This window comes from Paenibacillus oenotherae (genome assembly GCF_019443105.1).
In the GTDB taxonomy this organism is placed as follows: Bacteria; Bacillota; Bacilli; order Paenibacillales; family Paenibacillaceae; genus Paenibacillus_Z; species Paenibacillus_Z oenotherae.
Map to the genome: position 1 here is coordinate 1 of NZ_JAHZIJ010000029.1, position 16,164 is coordinate 16,164.

General features: G+C 52.0%; 16 protein-coding genes, 6 tRNA genes and 1 rRNA gene. All 23 read left to right on the forward strand.

The window, feature by feature from the left end; genetic code table 11:
- Positions 1-106: ribosomal RNA gene (locus tag K0T92_RS23360) — 23S ribosomal RNA — on the forward strand; the annotation flags it as partial.
- Between the two features lie 192 nt (positions 107-298).
- Positions 299-375: transfer RNA gene (locus K0T92_RS23365), tRNA-Met, on the forward strand.
- 7 nt (positions 376-382) lie between these two features.
- Positions 383-458: transfer RNA gene (locus K0T92_RS23370), tRNA-Val, on the forward strand.
- 12 nt (positions 459-470) lie between these two features.
- A tRNA-Asp gene (locus K0T92_RS23375) sits at positions 471-547 on the forward strand.
- 8 nt (positions 548-555) lie between these two features.
- Positions 556-631, forward strand: a tRNA-Phe gene (locus K0T92_RS23380).
- A 37-nt stretch (positions 632-668) separates the two neighbouring features.
- Positions 669-754 (forward strand) — tRNA-Tyr (locus K0T92_RS23385).
- Between the two features lie 14 nt (positions 755-768).
- Positions 769-844, forward strand: a tRNA-Lys gene (locus K0T92_RS23390).
- A 140-nt stretch (positions 845-984) separates the two neighbouring features.
- The gene (locus K0T92_RS23395) at positions 985-1,926 is read left to right on the forward strand and encodes an MraY family glycosyltransferase (protein WP_219875048.1); all 942 of its coding nucleotides are present in this window, start codon (positions 985-987) and stop codon (positions 1,924-1,926) included.
- A 76-nt stretch (positions 1,927-2,002) separates the two neighbouring features.
- Positions 2,003-3,142: a PucR family transcriptional regulator gene (locus K0T92_RS23400; RefSeq protein ID WP_219875049.1), complete on the forward strand. Its 1,140-nt coding sequence runs from the start codon at positions 2,003-2,005 to the stop codon at positions 3,140-3,142.
- 92 nt (positions 3,143-3,234) lie between these two features.
- Complete coding sequence (locus tag K0T92_RS23405) at positions 3,235-4,356, forward strand: ABC transporter ATP-binding protein (protein WP_219875050.1); 1,122 nt, start codon at positions 3,235-3,237, stop codon at positions 4,354-4,356.
- 197 nt (positions 4,357-4,553) lie between these two features.
- Positions 4,554-5,492 carry an HPr(Ser) kinase/phosphatase gene (hprK, locus tag K0T92_RS23410; RefSeq protein ID WP_219875051.1) on the forward strand — a complete coding sequence of 313 codons (939 nt, stop codon included), beginning with the start codon at positions 4,554-4,556 and terminating at the stop codon, positions 5,490-5,492.
- A 19-nt stretch (positions 5,493-5,511) separates the two neighbouring features.
- Entirely contained in the window at positions 5,512-6,522 is a 1,011-nt protein-coding gene (gene lgt / locus K0T92_RS23415) for a prolipoprotein diacylglyceryl transferase (RefSeq protein ID WP_219875052.1), read from the forward strand.
- A gap of 18 nt (positions 6,523-6,540) precedes the next feature.
- A complete protein-coding gene (locus tag K0T92_RS23420) occupies positions 6,541-7,218 on the forward strand; it encodes an HAD-IA family hydrolase (RefSeq protein WP_219875053.1) in 678 nt (225 codons plus the stop codon).
- Positions 7,205-7,690: an acyltransferase gene (locus tag K0T92_RS23425; RefSeq protein ID WP_219875054.1), complete on the forward strand. Its 486-nt coding sequence runs from the start codon at positions 7,205-7,207 to the stop codon at positions 7,688-7,690. The genes K0T92_RS23420 and K0T92_RS23425 overlap by 14 nt, the downstream gene beginning before the upstream one ends.
- 158 nt (positions 7,691-7,848) lie before the next feature.
- A complete protein-coding gene (locus K0T92_RS23430) occupies positions 7,849-9,084 on the forward strand; it encodes an ATP phosphoribosyltransferase regulatory subunit (protein ID WP_219875055.1) in 1,236 nt (411 codons plus the stop codon).
- A 2-nt stretch (positions 9,085-9,086) separates the two neighbouring features.
- Positions 9,087-9,779, forward strand: a complete 693-nt coding sequence (hisG, locus tag K0T92_RS23435) for an ATP phosphoribosyltransferase (RefSeq protein WP_246628385.1) — start codon at positions 9,087-9,089, stop codon at positions 9,777-9,779.
- Between the two features lie 92 nt (positions 9,780-9,871).
- Positions 9,872-11,158 carry a histidinol dehydrogenase gene (gene hisD / locus K0T92_RS23440; protein ID WP_219875056.1) on the forward strand — a complete coding sequence of 429 codons (1,287 nt, stop codon included), beginning with the start codon at positions 9,872-9,874 and terminating at the stop codon, positions 11,156-11,158.
- A 60-nt stretch (positions 11,159-11,218) separates the two neighbouring features.
- Positions 11,219-11,818 carry an imidazoleglycerol-phosphate dehydratase HisB gene (gene hisB / locus K0T92_RS23445; protein ID WP_219875057.1) on the forward strand — a complete coding sequence of 200 codons (600 nt, stop codon included), beginning with the start codon at positions 11,219-11,221 and terminating at the stop codon, positions 11,816-11,818.
- The gene (gene hisH, locus K0T92_RS23450) at positions 11,819-12,439 is read left to right on the forward strand and encodes an imidazole glycerol phosphate synthase subunit HisH (protein WP_219875058.1); all 621 of its coding nucleotides are present in this window, start codon (positions 11,819-11,821) and stop codon (positions 12,437-12,439) included.
- Between the two features lie 61 nt (positions 12,440-12,500).
- On the forward strand, positions 12,501-13,259 hold the full coding sequence (gene hisF, locus K0T92_RS23455; RefSeq protein WP_219875059.1) for an imidazole glycerol phosphate synthase subunit HisF: 759 nt from the start codon (positions 12,501-12,503) through the stop codon (positions 13,257-13,259).
- Complete coding sequence (hisIE, locus tag K0T92_RS23460; protein WP_219875060.1) at positions 13,256-13,936, forward strand: bifunctional phosphoribosyl-AMP cyclohydrolase/phosphoribosyl-ATP diphosphatase HisIE; 681 nt, start codon at positions 13,256-13,258, stop codon at positions 13,934-13,936. Before hisF ends, hisIE begins: the two co-directional genes overlap by 4 nt.
- A 58-nt stretch (positions 13,937-13,994) precedes the next feature.
- Entirely contained in the window at positions 13,995-14,801 is an 807-nt protein-coding gene (gene hisJ / locus K0T92_RS23465) for a histidinol-phosphatase HisJ (RefSeq protein WP_219875061.1), read from the forward strand.
- 91 nt (positions 14,802-14,892) lie between these two features.
- A complete protein-coding gene (locus tag K0T92_RS23470; RefSeq protein ID WP_219875062.1) occupies positions 14,893-15,843 on the forward strand; it encodes a ribose-phosphate diphosphokinase in 951 nt (316 codons plus the stop codon).
- Positions 15,844-16,164: the final 321 nt, after the last annotated feature.

A 16,164-nucleotide genomic window follows, 5' to 3' on the forward strand; every position in this document is an offset into this window, starting at 1 on the left:
TCCCAATTCGTAAGACCCCTGGTAGACGACCAGGTTGATAGGTTCGGGGTGGAAGTGCAGCAATGCATGCAGCTGACGAATACTAATCGGTCGAGGGCTTATCCTATTTGGTATAAACCAGCTAATATTTACGCAAACCTTTCGTATCCAGTTTTCAGGGTGTAACCTGGTTTGGTAATACTACCAAGTGTAGTGATATCTAATCTGTTGCACACGGCGTTTGGCGACGTCGTACAACCTGACCTTACCGCCTTGCCCTGGCGATGTAAGGGACAAGCTTTATAAGGGCAATTTGTGTGGCGGTGTAGCTCAGCTGGCTAGAGCGTACGGTTCATACCCGTGAGGTCGGGGGTTCGATCCCCTCCGCCGCTACCATACATACGGAGGCTTAGCTCAGCTGGGAGAGCATCTGCCTTACAAGCAGAGGGTCGGCGGTTCGATCCCGTCAGCCTCCACCATTCAACAAATACGGAGCTGTGGTGTAGTGGCCCAACATGCCTGCCTGTCACGCAGGAGACCGCGGGTTCGAATCCCGTCAGCTCCGCCATTTTTTATGGCTCGGTAGCTCAGTTGGTAGAGCAGAGGACTGAAAATCCTCGTGTCGGCGGTTCGATTCCGTCCCGAGCCACCATTTGTTGTTAGTTAAACAAATGAATTGTGCAGTTTCTGGAGGGCTAGCGAAGTGGCCAAACGCAGCAGACTGTAAATCTGTTCTCTGACGAGTTCGGTGGTTCGAATCCATCGCCCTCCACCAGTTTATCCAAGCAAGAGCCATTAGCTCAGTTGGTAGAGCACCTGACTTTTAATCAGGGTGTCGTAGGTTCGAGTCCTACATGGCTCACCATTTTTACACACCAAACTCTGTGGATCTATCCACAGAGTTTTTTTGTTGTATCTTAGCAAGGTTCGAATTTAAGTCAGGAGTAATTTATTAGATGAAGGGTACACTGAGGCATATAGCCTGCGTTCACGGGAGGTTCCTTCATGTTATATATAATGGCTGCTGCATTAGCGTTCGCGATCGTCGCCGTGTTAGTGCCAGTGCTTAGAAGATTGGCATTGCGGTTAGGTTTTGTAGATCGTCCTACGTCCCGCAAAATTCATCGAAATCCGATCCCTCTTATGGGCGGAGCCTCTCTATACATAGGAATTGTTGTCGCATTATTTGCGTTCAAAGGATTCACTCCGCTCAGTCTGACGATTAGCAGCGGAGGTCTCATTCTTGTTGTCGTTGGTCTTATTGATGATGCAGCGAAAGCGAAAGGAAGAGATTTTCCAGTATGGCCGCGTGTATGGTTGTATCTTATTGCGTCCGCTGTCCCTCTCCTGTACGGAATTCGAATTATTGGCCTGTCAGGTCCCGGGGGGATGATCATTCTGCCGGATTGGCTTGCTGTCGGGGTCTCGCTCCTGTGGGTTTTCGCGCTGATCAACATGATTAATTTCATCGACGGTGTGGACGGATTGGCCTCCGGTGTGGCAACTTTATCCTCCTTGACGTTATTTATAGCGGCATTGTTCAAAGGCCAGCTGGAGACGGCGCTGCTTGCCGTTATACTTGTTGGAGCTTGCGCGGCTTTTCTTGTCTATAATTTTTATCCAGCCCGGATCTTCATGGGGGATGCCGGTGCGACCTTTCTTGGATACACGCTGGCTGTCATTGCTGTAGACGGTGCTTTCAAGAGCGCGACATTGATGACCCTTGCGGTTCCTCTGCTGGCGCTAGGTGTGCCTATTCTGGATACAGTGGTCGTTATGCTTAGGCGGCTTACTACGGGCAAAGGGCTTCATCAGGCGGACAAGCTTCATACTCACCATACGCTTATGCGATGGGGATTGACGCAAATTCAGACGGTATCCTTTATTTATCTCATTGCTGCCCTTTTCTCCTTGTTGTCCATCGTTGTCCTGCTGACACTAAGCTGAAAACAGTGGAGATGTATGATACAATGGCTCTAAAAAAGAGCACTACGACGGGCTCGTGGATAGGGGCAGCAGATGGATGAGTGAAGCCAAATGGATGGAGCAGCTGCAGCATATACTAGATTGCCCGCTCAGACAATTTCAACTGCCAGTTCAGGCTTGGAAATCGAATGGGTCAGGATCGAATAGAGGAACGAAGGCCTCCCGCTCTGCGAATGCGGCTAAAGCCGGAGACCACATGGCGGGACAGGAGGGACTGATATGGTTTGCTCTACGGGTTGATTCGGGGAGCATCACCGCATTAGAGGTAGGTAAGGAGCAGCTGTCCGATACGGAGAAGAAGCTGATCGGTTGGATGATCTCGCTCAAAGCTGCCGGCACAGGAGCTGGCGCTAATGTTTCGGAATCGGAGCGCTATGCCAGGGAGCTTGGATCATGGATTGCAGAACAGCTGGAGATTCCTGATGCGAAGCTTTCTGTGCCGGATCATTTGATGGCAAGGGGGAGACTGTTCTCCAGCATGATCCCGTTTCTGCTTGTTTGTGAGCAAGCGGAGGCTGTCAGGTCAAGCTATACGGAGCTGGAGAAGCTGCTGCGTTCTTTCTTGGCAGAGGATGTGATGCTTATTCCTCTTAAAGAGCAGGAATGGCTCGTGCTTAGTCCCGTATCATTAATTCGCGATGCACAATCGGAGGATCGTGAGACGGAACAGGAGGAGTCCGTTGAGGAAAGTCTGGCTTCTATTGCACAGGGCCTGCAGGAGATGCTGTCCAGTGAATGGATTGGCGAATGCCATTTGGCGGTTTCGCAGCCTATGTCTCCAGCCAGTTCAATCGTCGCAACGACGGCTTTGTTGAGGGAAACGATTCATTTGGGCCGGACGTTCCATATGGGTGCCAACATCCATCTGCCGTGGCTGCTTCATCTGGAGCGCCTTCTTAGCACAATACCGGAGAGCCAGCGGGCCAGATTTGTTGAACAAGCGCTCAAGCGGACGGACTTCTTCCTGGAGCCGGAAATTTTATCAACGCTCGAAACCTTCTTTTCACTGGACTGCAATGTGAGTGAGACGGCGAAGAAGCTGTACATTCATCGCAACACGCTTCTGTACCGGTTGGACAAGCTCAAGCAGGAGACGGAGCTGGATGTGAGGCAGTTCAGCGATGCGGTTCTTGTGAAGATTGTTCTGCTTTTGTATAAAGTGACGAAAAGGAAGTAGTTTTTTTGTAAAGTATGTACATAGTCATAATGACTGTGCTGATATAAGATAAGTGTAGTCAAGAACAACTATTCGTTTAGGGGGAAATACACATGGCAGGCGTACGTTTAGAGCACATTTACAAGAAATATGCAGGTACCGATAAAGCTTCTGTTACTGACGTTAACTTGGATATTAAGGACAAGGAATTCCTCGTTCTGGTTGGTCCGTCGGGTTGCGGTAAATCCACGACATTGCGTATGATCGCAGGTCTTGAAGATATTACCGAAGGAAAGCTGTTCATCGGCGAGCGTCTTGTAAACGATGTTGCTCCTAAAGACCGCGATATCGCGATGGTTTTCCAATCCTATGCACTGTATCCTCATATGAACGTATATCAGAACATGGCATTTGGTCTTAAACTCCGTAAATTCAAAAAGGCGGATATCGATAAACGTGTTCGTGAAGCCGCTAAAATTCTTGATATTGAGCATTTGCTTGAGCGTAAGCCGAAAGCACTCTCCGGTGGTCAACGTCAGCGTGTCGCACTGGGCCGCGCAATCGTTCGTGAGCCTCAAGTATTCTTGATGGATGAGCCGCTCTCCAACTTGGATGCTAAACTTCGTGGTCAGATGCGTGCTGAAATTACGAAACTGGCTAAGCGTCTGGAAACGACTGTTATCTACGTAACGCATGACCAGATCGAAGCAATGACGATGGGTGACCGTATCGTAGTTATGAAGGACGGCTTTATTCAACAAGCTGCTTCTCCAGAAGAGCTGTACAACCACCCGATTAATATTTTCGTAGCAGGCTTTATCGGATCGCCATCGATGAACTTCATCAATGGTACGCTGTCTGATCAAGGCGGCGCTGTTCGCTTCAAAACGAATGGTGTTGACGTTGTTGTCCCTGAAGGCAGAGCACAGTTGCTCCGTGACAAGGGCATGATCGGCAAAGAGGTCATTATGGGTCTTCGTCCTGAGGATCTGCATGAAGAGCCTGTATTCCTGGAAGCATCGCCAAATTCAATCGTTAACGCTAATGTAGACGTAGCGGAGAATCTGGGTCACGAAATCCTTCTGTACATGAACGGTGTCGGCAATGATACGGTAATCGCTCGTGTAGACGGCCGCTCCAATGTTAAAGAAGGCTCCAAGCTTAAGCTTGCAATCGATATGAATAAAGTTCATATCTTCGATAAAGAGACCGAAATGAACGTGTTTGAAGTTTAATAACGGCTTGTTCATAAACCGCCCGATTTCATCGGGCGGTTTCGTGTGTCCAAAGTATTAAATTTATAAGGAAAGCAATTGCGCCGAAATGAACGGAAACGTTGATTTCGGCGCTTTTTTCCTATACGATGATTACATTGGAAATTTGGTGTACTATCACATTGATTATAGCTGGCAACGAATGAGGAGGCCGAGGAATGGCTAAGAAGGTAAAAGTTTCCGAGCTTGTTGGGCAGTTACAGCTGGAGATTGTTAGTGGAGAAGATGGACTGAAACGGAATATAACGGTCGATGATTTGTCCCGGCCAGGTCTGGAGATGGCCGGCTACTTTCATTATTATCCCAAGGAACGGGTACAAATTCTCGGGAAGACAGAGCTAGCCTTTATGGAGACGCTCACGAACGAGGAGCGGATGGACCGCATCGAGCGCCTATGTGATGATGAGACGCCGTGCTTCATCATTACGCGCGGATTGGAAGCGCCGCAGGAGCTTATTGAGCAATCGAATTTGAAGAAGATTCCGGTGCTCCGCAGTACAGGAGCGACAACGATTCTGCTCAGTCGAATAACGAACTTTCTGGAACGAAAGCTTGCCCCTTCGGCGACGATTCACGGGGTTCTGGTCGATGTCTATGGTGTCGGCATGCTCATTACTGGCGGAAGCGGTATCGGTAAGAGTGAAACTGCACTTGAGCTTGTAAAGCGGAGCCATCGGCTTGTTGCAGATGATGCTGTAGAAATCAGGCAAACATCGGATGGTCAATTGCATGGCAGCGCTCCGGAGCTTATTCGCCACCTGCTTGAAATACGCGGACTTGGCATCATCAATGTGATGACCTTATTCGGCGCAGGAGCGGTTCGCACGATGAAGAGAATCAGTGTCGTTATTAAGCTGGAGAACTGGCAGCCTGATAAGCAATATGACCGCTTGGGCCTCGATGAGGAGCTGACCCGCATCATTGATACGGATGTGCCGCTCGTTACTGTGCCGGTACGCCCGGGGCGGAACTTGGCGGTTATTATAGAGGTTGCTGCGATGAACTTCCGCCTGAAACGGATGGGCTACAACGCCGCGCTGCAATTTACGAATAAGCTGACAGAGACCATTGCTGACGACACGGATGATTTTGATTGATAAAGGAGCATGCTGAGCTATGTTTGCATTGAGTCTGGAGTCCATTGCTTTTACACTAGGACCGCTTAAGGTTCACTGGTACGGCATTATTCTGGGAGCTGCAGCGCTTGTTGGTTTGCTGCTGGCTGTAAGAGAGGGCAAACGGTTCGGCTTGTCGCCGGATTTCTTCATGGATCTGGTGCTGCTTGGCGTACCGTCGGCCATTATTGGCGCGCGGTTATATTATGTCGCCTTCAAGTGGGAAGAATATAACGATAATTGGCTGGATATATTCAAGATCTGGAACGGTGGCATTGCAATCTATGGGGCAATAATAGGCGCGTTAATCTGCGGTTATTTCTACGCTCGCCGCAAAGGCTACGGCTTCCTGCGCATTGCCGATATTTGTGCGCCGGGGTTAATTGTTGGACAACTGATTGGACGCTGGGGCAATTACGTCAATCAGGAGGCTTACGGCGGACCTGTCGAGGAGAGCTTCCTCAGGGATACTCTTAATCTGCCAGGCTGGATTGTGGATCAAATGTTTATTAACGGTCAGTTTCATCACCCGACATTCCTCTATGAATCATTATGGAATCTTGTAGGGCTTGGACTGCTTCTGGTACTTCGCCGTCGTCCATTCCTGCGTGCGGGCGAGCTGCTGATGAGCTACTTTATCTGGTATTCTATCGGCAGGTTCTTTATCGAAGGTCTGCGTACAGATAGTCTGGCGTTCCAAGGGCCTTCATGGTTCGCTTCGCTGATTGACGGTTTATGGTCTCCGATGACTGCGGTATTCACCGCAGGAGATCTGAGCGCTGATTACGGCAATGTACGTATTTCACAGCTTGTATCTCTTGTGCTTATAGTTGCCGCTGTGGCGTTCATTATAATCCGGAGGAAGACAGGAGCGGCGAACGAGCGTTACTCCGATCCCATCATTTCACGCAAGACAGGTCTTCCAGCCGGAATCGTTGTGCAAGAAGCTGGCGATGAAGCGCAAGCGGGCGTGGCAAGCAATGCAGCGGATAAAGGTTCCAAGAAGGAATGAAAGTTAAAGGAGCAGCCGATGATAACCGACATCAGAACGATCCTGTTTGATCTGGACGGAACGATACTGGATACGAACGACCTCATTATTGAATCCTTCATTCAATCTCTTCAAGATATTGTTCCTCAGCCATTCGGCCGGGAGGATATCATTCCGAGCATGGGACAGCCTTTGCCTGTGCAGATGCAGTTGTTCTCGGGGCAAGAAGAGGTGTCCCATCTTGTAGCTATGTACCGGGAAATTAATCTGCGCCTGCATGATGACTATGTGAAGCCGTTCCCGGGTGTGCAGGAGGTGCTCGCAAGGCTGCACGCACATGGCATTCAGATTGGGATTGTCACGACGAAGATGAGACTGACGACAGAACGAGGACTGCGTTATGCAGGATTGTATGATTATGTCGCGCCGCAGGGCATTATTACGATTGATGATGTTGCTAATCCCAAGCCGCATCCCGAGCCTGTGCGATTAGCTGTAGAAGCGCTGGGCGCTGATCCGGCAACGACAATCATGGTTGGCGACAGTACAGTCGATATGGAATCGGCGGAGTCTGCCGGTGTTGCATCGGTTGGCGTTGCGTGGTCGCTGAAGGGCGAGGAGATACTGCGTCAGAGCGGTGCGCGTCATATCATATACGATATGCGCGATTTGTATGCGTTCGCAGGATTGGAGCGGGAGCCGCTTGAGAAACGTTGAGCGATATCCGGTGGAAGGGCCGAATGCGCTCTGGCAGATGTACCGGACAGTGAGCAGGTTCAAAGCGGTTCGCAATTTCATTTTTATTCAACTAGCACGTTATTGCCCGTCATTGCCGGTCAAGAATTGGATCTATCGGCGCGTACTTGGAATGAAGGTAGGGCGTCATAGCGCTTTTGCCTTGATGGTGATGGTGGATGTGTTCTTCCCTGAGCGTATCTCGGTTGGCGATAACACGATTATTGGCTATAATACGACGATTCTGACGCATGAGTATTTGATCAAGGAGTACCGTCTCGGCCATGTGGCGATTGGCTCGGATGTGATGATCGGCGCCAATACGACGATACTGCCGGGAGTAACAATTGGCGATGGCGCCGTTGTAGCAGCGGGCTCTGTTGTACATAAGGATGTGCCTGCCGGAGCCTTTGTTGGCGGGAATCCTGTTCGTGAGCTGACGAGGAAATCGTGAGGATTATGCGACGGTCTATATAAGCCGGATAAGGGTGCCATGCTGTGCTTGACGAATCGGGTGCAGCGTGGTACTATTACGTCTAATCTCTTTATTTTGGCAGTATGGTAACTTGGTAGTACGTTAATATACTAAAGTATTTGTGGGTGAAAACGAGAATGTCCAAACCTAAAGTATTTGAGAAACCAATTGGTGTAAAAGATTACTTGCCGCATGCTGTCGGCAAGCTGAGGCAGATTGAGAATAATGTGCTTGCCTGCATGCGTTCATGGGGTTATGAGCAGATTATGACGCCAACGATGGAATATTACGATACGGTAGGTGTCGCAAGTGCGACATCGGACCAGAAGCTGTTCAAGCTGCTTAATAATCGCGGCACTACGCTCGTGCTGCGCTCCGATATGACGGCGCCAATCGCAAGGGTTGTATCCTCCCTGCTCAAGGATTCCGAGTTCCCTCTGCGGCTGTCGTACCACTCCAATGTGTTCCGGAGCATCGAGGAGGAAGCCGGACGCGAAGCGGAGTTCTTCCAGACGGGAGTGGAGCTTGTCGGCGATGCATCGCCGGAGGCTGATGCCGAGGTTGTGGCGCTGGCCATTGCTTCGCTTCAAGCTGCCGGTGTCGAGCGTTTCAAAATTGCGATCGGCCATGTCGGTTTCCTGAATGGCTTATTCGAGGAGACGCTCAAAGGACATGAGGAGGCGCAAGAGGAGCTTAAGGCGTGCCTGCTTGGCCGTGACTATGTCGGCTATCGCGAGCGTCTTCGGGCGCTGGCGCTGGCGGAGCCGGTTCAGCGCGAGCTGGAAGGCATCCTCAGGCTGCGCGGCGGGCAGGAAATCTGCAATCAAGCGCTGCAGCTCAGCGCTGATGCGACCGCACAGGCGTCGATCCGCCATTTGTGCGAGGTGTGGGATGTGCTTGGGGCGTACGGTGTGTGCGAGCATGTCATGATCGATCTGACGATGATTGGCGATTTTGACTATTATACGGGGATGACTTTCGAGGGGTATGCGGCGGATCTTGGCTTCCCGGTTGTAAGCGGCGGACGCTATGATAATCTGCTGAAGCAGTTCGGCCGTCCGGCTCCTGCGACAGGCTTCTCCTTGAAGACGACGCGCATTCTGGAGCTGATCGGCGATCATTCCGGGGATACTAAACCGCGTGTGCTGATCGGTTATATTGCAGGCGGACGCGAAGCTGCACTTGATAAGGCGCTCCGGCTGCGCGAAGCAGGGGATGCCATCATTGTAACGGAGAAGCTGGATGCTGCCGAGCAATTGATTGCTTTGAATCTAGAAGCTTCGGCATCGAATGATGGCAAGATTCTGTATAAAGGCGTAACATTCGAGACTTTCTTGCCGTTCTTCGGCAATGAAGATAGGGAGGTGCGCTAGTAATGGGCACTGAAGAGCGTGATAACCTGACGGGATCCCCGGAGACTGGCCTGCCCAAGAGGGAGCTGCTGAAGGTAGCGATGCCCAAAGGGCGTATCTATAAGCAGGCGTCCAAGCTGTTCCGTGAAGCGGGACTGCCGATTCCAAGCGATTTTGACGATACGCGGAAGCTGATCATCGAGCTTCCCGAAGCGGGCATGTCGTTTATTATGGCCAAGCCGGTGGATGTTCCCACTTATGTGGAATACGGCGTTGCCGATATCGGTATTGTAGGCAAGGATGTCTTGATGGAAGAGAATAAGGATGTCTACGAGCTGCTGGATCTCGGTATTGCGAAATGCCGGATGTCGGTGATCGGATTGCCGGATTGGAAGCCGATTATTAACCCTCGGGTCGCGACGAAGTACCCCAATGTGGCATCACAGTATTTCCGCGAGCTGGGACAGCAGGTGGAGGTCATCAAGCTGAACGGCTCTATTGAGCTTGCACCGCTCATCGGCCTTGCCGACCGAATCGTCGATATGGTGGAAACCGGCCAGACGCTGCGCGAGAACGGGCTTGTCGAGATGCAGACGATATTCGGCATTACGAGCCGGCTGATCGCTAATCGCGTCAGCTACCGGATGAAGAATGAAGCGATTCAAGGTCTGTGCGATAAGCTGCAGCATACAATTGCGGCTGGAGTAAAGGCTTAGGGCTGCGGCTTATTGGAGCAGCTTGGCACGATATATGAAGCGGCGGCATTCTTCATAAGAATCGCGCGCCGCGGTGAAAGGGGCGAGGCGGCATGCGCAGACTGCGAGCGGAGCAGTTTGGTTTGACGCGTGAGGTGGAGTATGGAACTCCTCAGCAGAATGAGACGGTAGGGCAGATCGTGGAAGCGGTCCGGACCGAGGGTGATGAGGCGCTGCTGCGCTATACGGAGCAGCTTGACCGGGTTAAGCTGGACACAGCGTCATTGCGTGTGACCGATAGTGAGATACAGGCGGCTTATGCGAAGGTAGACGAAGCCTTCTTGACGGCTATTCGCGAGGCTGCCGTGAATATTAGGGTGTTCCATGAGAAGCAGCTGCGGCAATCATGGGTGGATGTTCAGCCTGACGGTACGATGCTGGGCCAGCTGCTGCGTCCGCTTAAACGGGTCGGAGTATATGTGCCTGGCGGCAAAGCTGCCTACCCTTCGTCCGTGCTTATGAACGTTATACCGGCGCAGGTTGCCGGTGTGCCGGAGATTGTAATGGTCACACCGCCATCGACTGGCGGCAAAGAAGGGATCGATCCGTTCATTCTGGTGGCAGCTGCTGAAGCGGGTGTGAAGGAAATGTACCGTGTCGGCGGCGCACAGGCGATTGCTGCGCTCGCATACGGGACTGCAACGATAAAGCCTGTCGATAAAATTACGGGACCGGGCAATATTTATGTGGCGCTTGCGAAACGGGCTGTATTCGGAGCGGTCGATATTGACAGCATCGCGGGTCCAAGCGAGATTGTCGTGCTCGCTGACGACACGGCCAATCCGGCCTATGTTGCTGCCGATCTATTGTCACAAGCAGAGCATGATGAGATGTCGTCGGCTATCCTTGTCACGACATCCCAGGTGCTGGCGGATGCTGTGTCGGCAGAGGTGGAGCGGCAATTATCCCTGCTGCCGCGGGAAGAGATTGCCCGCAAATCAATCGAGAACAACGGTGCTGTATTAATGGCGGACACGCTGGATGAGGCGATTGCGGTCATTAACCGGATGGCGCCGGAGCATTTGGAGATTATGACGGCGGAGCCGATGTCGCTTCTGGGCCGGATCGAGAATGCGGGAGCGATCTTCATCGGACCTTACAGCTCGGAGCCGGTGGGCGATTATTGGGCAGGCCCGAATCATATTCTGCCAACGAATGGAACCGCAAGGTTCTCGTCGCCCGTCAATGTGGATGACTTCGTTAAGAAGTCCAGCTTGATCTATTACAGCAAGGACGCGCTGCTGGCCAGCGGCGACAAGATTATGACGTTAGCCCGTCACGAAGGGCTGGAGGCGCATGCCCGCGCGATTGAGATCCGGTTGGAGCAGGAACGCGGTTAATGCAATGTAATGGTTCCCGGCTGCGGGAACTCTCTATATATAAGGGAAGAGGGTTAATTCATGGCGGATCAAATTACTCGTGCGGCCGATGTGGTGCGCAAGACGAATGAAACGGACATTAAGCTGGCATTTGCAATTGATGGGAGCGGCGTGTCCAAGATCGAGACGGATGTGCCGTTCTTGAACCATATGCTGGATTTGTTCACGAAGCATGGACAATTCGATTTGAATGTAGAGGCGCTCGGGGATGTTGATATCGATGACCACCATACGGTGGAGGATATCGGCATTTGTCTGGGGCAGACGATTCAGGCAGCGCTTGGAGACAAGCGCGGCATTAAACGGTATGCGTCGGTGTTCGTTCCGATGGATGAGGCGCTGGCACAGGTTGTTATTGATCTGAGCAACCGCCCGCATTTTGAATACCGCGCTCAATACCCGTCCGCACAAGTGGGCAGCTTCCAGACTGAGCTTGTTCATGAGTTTCTGTGGAAGCTGGCCCTTGAAGCGCGGATGACGCTTCACGTTATCGTTCATTATGGCGTTAACACGCATCATATGATTGAAGCGGTGTTCAAAGCGCTCGGGCGTGCTCTGGATGAGGCGTCGAGTATCGATCCGCGTGTACAAGGAGTGCCTTCGACGAAAGGAGTGCTGTAGATGATTGCAATTATCGACTACGGCATGGGGAATTTGCATAGTGTGAGCAAGGCTGTTGAACGTCTTGGTTATGAAGCGGTCGTAACAGCCGATGCGAAGGAAATTATGGAGGCAGATGGCGCTATTCTGCCGGGTGTCGGCGCCTTCGGCGATGCGATGCAGAATTTGCAGAATACGGGGCTGGATGAGGTAACGAAGTTTTATGCAGCCTCCGGCAAGCCGCTGCTCGGCATTTGCCTTGGCATGCAGCTGCTGTTCGGCGAGAGCCAGGAATATGGGCTGCACAAGGGGCTGAATCTGCTGCCCGGAGAGGTCATTCGTTTCCAGGGTGATTTCAAGGTGCCGCATATGGGCTGGAACCGCTTGACGTTCCGCCAAGGCAATCCGCTGTTCGAAGGGCTGGAGGAAGGGCATGTATACTTCGTGCATTCCTTTCATGCAAAGCCGGAGCAAGGTGATGACCTTCTCGCTACGACGGATTATTATGGACAAGTAACGGCTATTGTCGGCCGGGGCAATGTGTATGGCATGCAGTTCCACCCTGAGAAGAGCGGGGATCTTGGGATGAGCCTGCTCCGCAATTTCCTTGCGCTTACAGTCTCAAGCAAAGCGGCACTGTAATTTTGGGGCCTGTGGTCGGCAGTGTGCTATAGGATAGTATGACAGAAGGAGGCGGCATCTCATGCTGGCCAAACGAATAATTCCATGCCTCGATGTGAAGGATGGGCGAGTGGTGAAAGGCGTTAATTTCGTCAATTTGCGCGATGCGGGCGATCCTGTGGAGCTTGCGGCAACGTATGACAAGGAAGGCGCAGACGAGCTGGTGTTTCTCGATATATCGGCTTCTATTGAGGGAAGAGCGACTATGGTGGAGGTCGTTAAGCGGACAGCGGGCGAGATTACGATTCCGTTCACGGTTGGCGGCGGCATCTCCCATGTTGATGATATGAAGCGGCTGCTTCGCGCCGGAGCGGATAAGATTGGGATCAATACGGCAGCAGTCAAGAATCCGTCGCTTGTTAAGGATGGCTCCCGCAAGTTCGGCTCGCAGTGCATCGTTGTCGCTATTGATGCGAAGTTCAATCCTGCATGGGGCGAATGGGAAGTCTATACGCATGGCGGACGGAACGCGACGGGCATCCGGGCGCTCGCATGGGCGAAGGAAGTCGAGCAGCTTGGTGCGGGCGAGATTCTGCTGACCAGCATGGATGCCGACGGGACAAAGGATGGGTTCGATCTGAAGCTGACACGCGCAGTATCGGAGGCGCTCGGCATTCCGGTTATTGCCTCCGGCGGAGCGGGACGAGTGGAGGATTTCTTCGATGTGTTCCAGGAAGGCCGCGCGGATGCAGGTCTGGCGGCGACTATTTTTCACTACAAGGAAATGACGATTCGTGATGTTAAGGATGATCTGAGACAGAGGGGAGTAGAGGTACGATGAGCAGCGCAACAGATAAGGCAGTCAGTGAAATCAAGTGGAATGAGGCAGGTCTTGTTCCGGCCATTATTCAGGACTCCATCAGCAAAGAAGTGCTCATGATGGCTTATATGAACCGGGAATCGCTGGCGAAATCGCTAGAGTCAGGTGAAACCTGGTTCTGGAGCCGTTCACGCAATGAGCTCTGGCATAAGGGAGCGACAAGCGGACATGTTCAGCGCATTGTGTCGATGCATTATGATTGTGACGGGGATACGCTGCTTGTGCGTGTAGAGCAGAGCGGCGCCGCCTGTCATACGGGCAGCTACAGCTGCTTCTTCAACAAGGTGGAGGGCGTTGCAGGAGCTGAGACTGGCTCCGAGACTCTGCCGACCGGTGACCGGTTCGCGATGCTGAATCAGCTTGAGGCTGTTATTGCCCAGCGTTATGCTGAGCGTCCGGAGGGTGCATACACCACCTATCTGTTCGAGAAGGGCGTCGACAAAATTCTGAAGAAGGTCGGCGAAGAGACGGCAGAGGTTATTATCGCTGCGAAGAATAATGACAAGGACGAGCTGCGTTACGAAGCCAGCGACCTCATCTTCCATTTGATGGTACTGCTGCGCGAGCAGGGAGTACCGCTTGATGATTTGATGATGGAGCTAGGGCGCCGTCACAATAAATCGAAGCAGTCCTCTTAGGCGGAAGGGTGCCGCAACAGGGGCATTGAAGAATAGCAGTCAGAGGAGGTACCGGAACTTGTTGATCGATTATCATACTCATCACGCCAGATGCGGACACGCAGTCGGCACATTGGAGGAATACGTGAAGCAGGGCATCGCAATTGGCCTTCAGCAGATCGGGTTATCCGATCATATGCCGCTGCTTCATGTCGATCCGGCCGATTATTATCCGGAGATGGCCATGCCGATGGACGAGCTGCCTCGTTATGTGGAGGAATGCTTCGAGCTGAAGGAGAAGTATAAGGGCCAAATTGATGTGCGTGTCGGTCTTGAAGGGGATTATATCGAAGGCTGGGAGGAAGCGATCCAGCGTATCGTCTCCGCCTACCCTTGGGATTATGTGATCGGCTCCGTTCATTTTCTCGGCACATGGGATGTGACGGACTTCCGCCAGACAGCTGGCTGGGAAGGCCAGGACCGGATGGCTGTCTATGAGCGTTATTATGATGCTATCGGCAAGGCGGCGGCAACGGGCTTCTATGATTATATCGGCCACATTGACGTCATCAAGCGTTTCGGCTACAAGCCGGATGGCGATGTGACGCATTTGGAGGATGCTGCGCTTGAGGCTGTGAAGCGGGCTGGAATCGCGATTGAGCTGAATGCCTCGGGACTTCGCACGCCTGCGGCGGAGATGTTCCCAAGCCGCCGGATGCTGGAGCGGGCCCGTGATCTGGGCATTCCGCTGACAATCGGTTCGGACGCGCATCAACCGGAACGACTTGGACAATATTTAGATGAGGCGCGTGCGCTGTTGAAAGAAGTCGGAATCAGGCAGTTAGCGACCTTTGAAGGGCGAAAACGGCGGATGATTGATTTTTGAATTATTCGTGATTCCATGTATAATGAAAGATGTCGAAACAAGCTGTGCATACGAACGCAAATTTAGTGGTTTAATCGCTCAGGAGGGTATCATGTTTAGCGACAAGTTGCGTCTTTTCTCTGGTTCTTCGAACCAAAAACTTGCCGAAAGCATCAGTTCCGAACTCGGAATGCCGCTCGGTAAAATCAAAGTGTCTCGCTTCAAAAGCGGCGAGATTTATGTACACTATGAGGAGACAATTCGCAACTGCGACGTCTTCATCCTGCAGTCTTTCTCGCACCCGATTAACGATCATTTTGTCGAATTGCTCGTCATGATCGATGCGGCCAAGCGCGCTTCTGCACGTACTGTTAACATCATTGTGCCGTATTACGGCTATGCGCGTCAGGAAAGAAAGGCAGCGCCGCGGGAGCCAATCTCGGCGAAAATGCTGGCGGACGTTCTCACGACGGTAGGCGCCAATCGTGTGATTACGATTGATCTGCATGCGCCAGCGATCCAGGGCTTCTTCAATATTCCTGTCGATCATCTGACAGCGCTGGATATTATCAGCGACTATCTGAAGGGCAAGAACATTAAGAATCCGGTTGTTGTATCCCCGGATGCAGGACGTGCATCCACAGCTGAGAAGCTGGCCAACTACCTGGATTCGCCGTTCGCGATTATGATCAAGAAGCGTCCTGCTCACAATGAGTCTGTCATTACTCATGTCATCGGTGATGTACAAGGTCAAACCCCGATCATCATCGAGGATATGATTGATACAGGTACGACAATCGTCAATGTCGTAGAGGGTCTCAAGGAACGCGGCGCAGAGGATGTCTATGTATGCGCGACACATCCGCTTTTCTCCGGTCCTGCTCTTCAGCGATTGGATCATCCCAATATTAAGGAAGTCGTCGTCACCGACTCGATCCTGCTGCCTGAGAACCGTTCGGAACGGTTCACGGTGCTTTCGGTTGCGCCAATGCTGGCAGAAGCAACCCGAATTATTATGCAGGGCGGTTCCATCAGCACACTGTTCAAAAGCGCTGGAATCTAGCATATCGGGAAATCGGGGCATGATTCATTCACGACAATTCCCTTCGAACGATAGCGGGAGTCTCCTCTCGCTTATCGTTTATCGGGGGCATTTAACTGGTGATAGAACGCAAGTATGATACGATGCAGTTTATAATTCAATACGGCCGCAGACAGCGGTATTCCCCTAAATCGTGGGTCTTCATGCGATTAACGACCGCCCTTCCTTCTATAGGAGGCGTAATTGTTTGCGCAGGTAGTCCACGATTTTCCCACATATTCTTTCGTGTATGGATTTGCCGCGCTGTGGTATAATCGTAGCAACTTTGATGTACCGGGGAGG

Bases quoted from the DNA above. Each gene is read 5' to 3' on its own strand.
- K0T92_RS23395 (WP_219875048.1), top strand. From the start codon at position 985: ATGTTATATATAATGGCTGCTGCATTAGCGTTCGCGATCGTCGCCGTG.
- K0T92_RS23400 (WP_219875049.1), top strand. From the start codon at position 2,003: ATGAGTGAAGCCAAATGGATGGAGCAGCTGCAGCATATACTAGATTGC.
- K0T92_RS23405 (WP_219875050.1), top strand. From the start codon at position 3,235: ATGGCAGGCGTACGTTTAGAGCACATTTACAAGAAATATGCAGGTACC.
- hprK (WP_219875051.1), top strand. From the start codon at position 4,554: ATGGCTAAGAAGGTAAAAGTTTCCGAGCTTGTTGGGCAGTTACAGCTG.
- lgt (WP_219875052.1), top strand. From the start codon at position 5,512: ATGTTTGCATTGAGTCTGGAGTCCATTGCTTTTACACTAGGACCGCTT.
- K0T92_RS23420 (WP_219875053.1), top strand. From the start codon at position 6,541: ATGATAACCGACATCAGAACGATCCTGTTTGATCTGGACGGAACGATA.
- K0T92_RS23430 (WP_219875055.1), top strand. From the start codon at position 7,849: ATGTCCAAACCTAAAGTATTTGAGAAACCAATTGGTGTAAAAGATTAC.
- hisG (WP_246628385.1), top strand. From the start codon at position 9,087: ATGGGCACTGAAGAGCGTGATAACCTGACGGGATCCCCGGAGACTGGC.
- hisD (WP_219875056.1), top strand. From the start codon at position 9,872: ATGCGCAGACTGCGAGCGGAGCAGTTTGGTTTGACGCGTGAGGTGGAG.
- hisB (WP_219875057.1), top strand. From the start codon at position 11,219: ATGGCGGATCAAATTACTCGTGCGGCCGATGTGGTGCGCAAGACGAAT.
- hisH (WP_219875058.1), top strand. From the start codon at position 11,819: ATGATTGCAATTATCGACTACGGCATGGGGAATTTGCATAGTGTGAGC.
- hisF (WP_219875059.1), top strand. From the start codon at position 12,501: ATGCTGGCCAAACGAATAATTCCATGCCTCGATGTGAAGGATGGGCGA.
- hisIE (WP_219875060.1), top strand. From the start codon at position 13,256: ATGAGCAGCGCAACAGATAAGGCAGTCAGTGAAATCAAGTGGAATGAG.
- K0T92_RS23470 (WP_219875062.1), top strand. From the start codon at position 14,893: ATGTTTAGCGACAAGTTGCGTCTTTTCTCTGGTTCTTCGAACCAAAAA.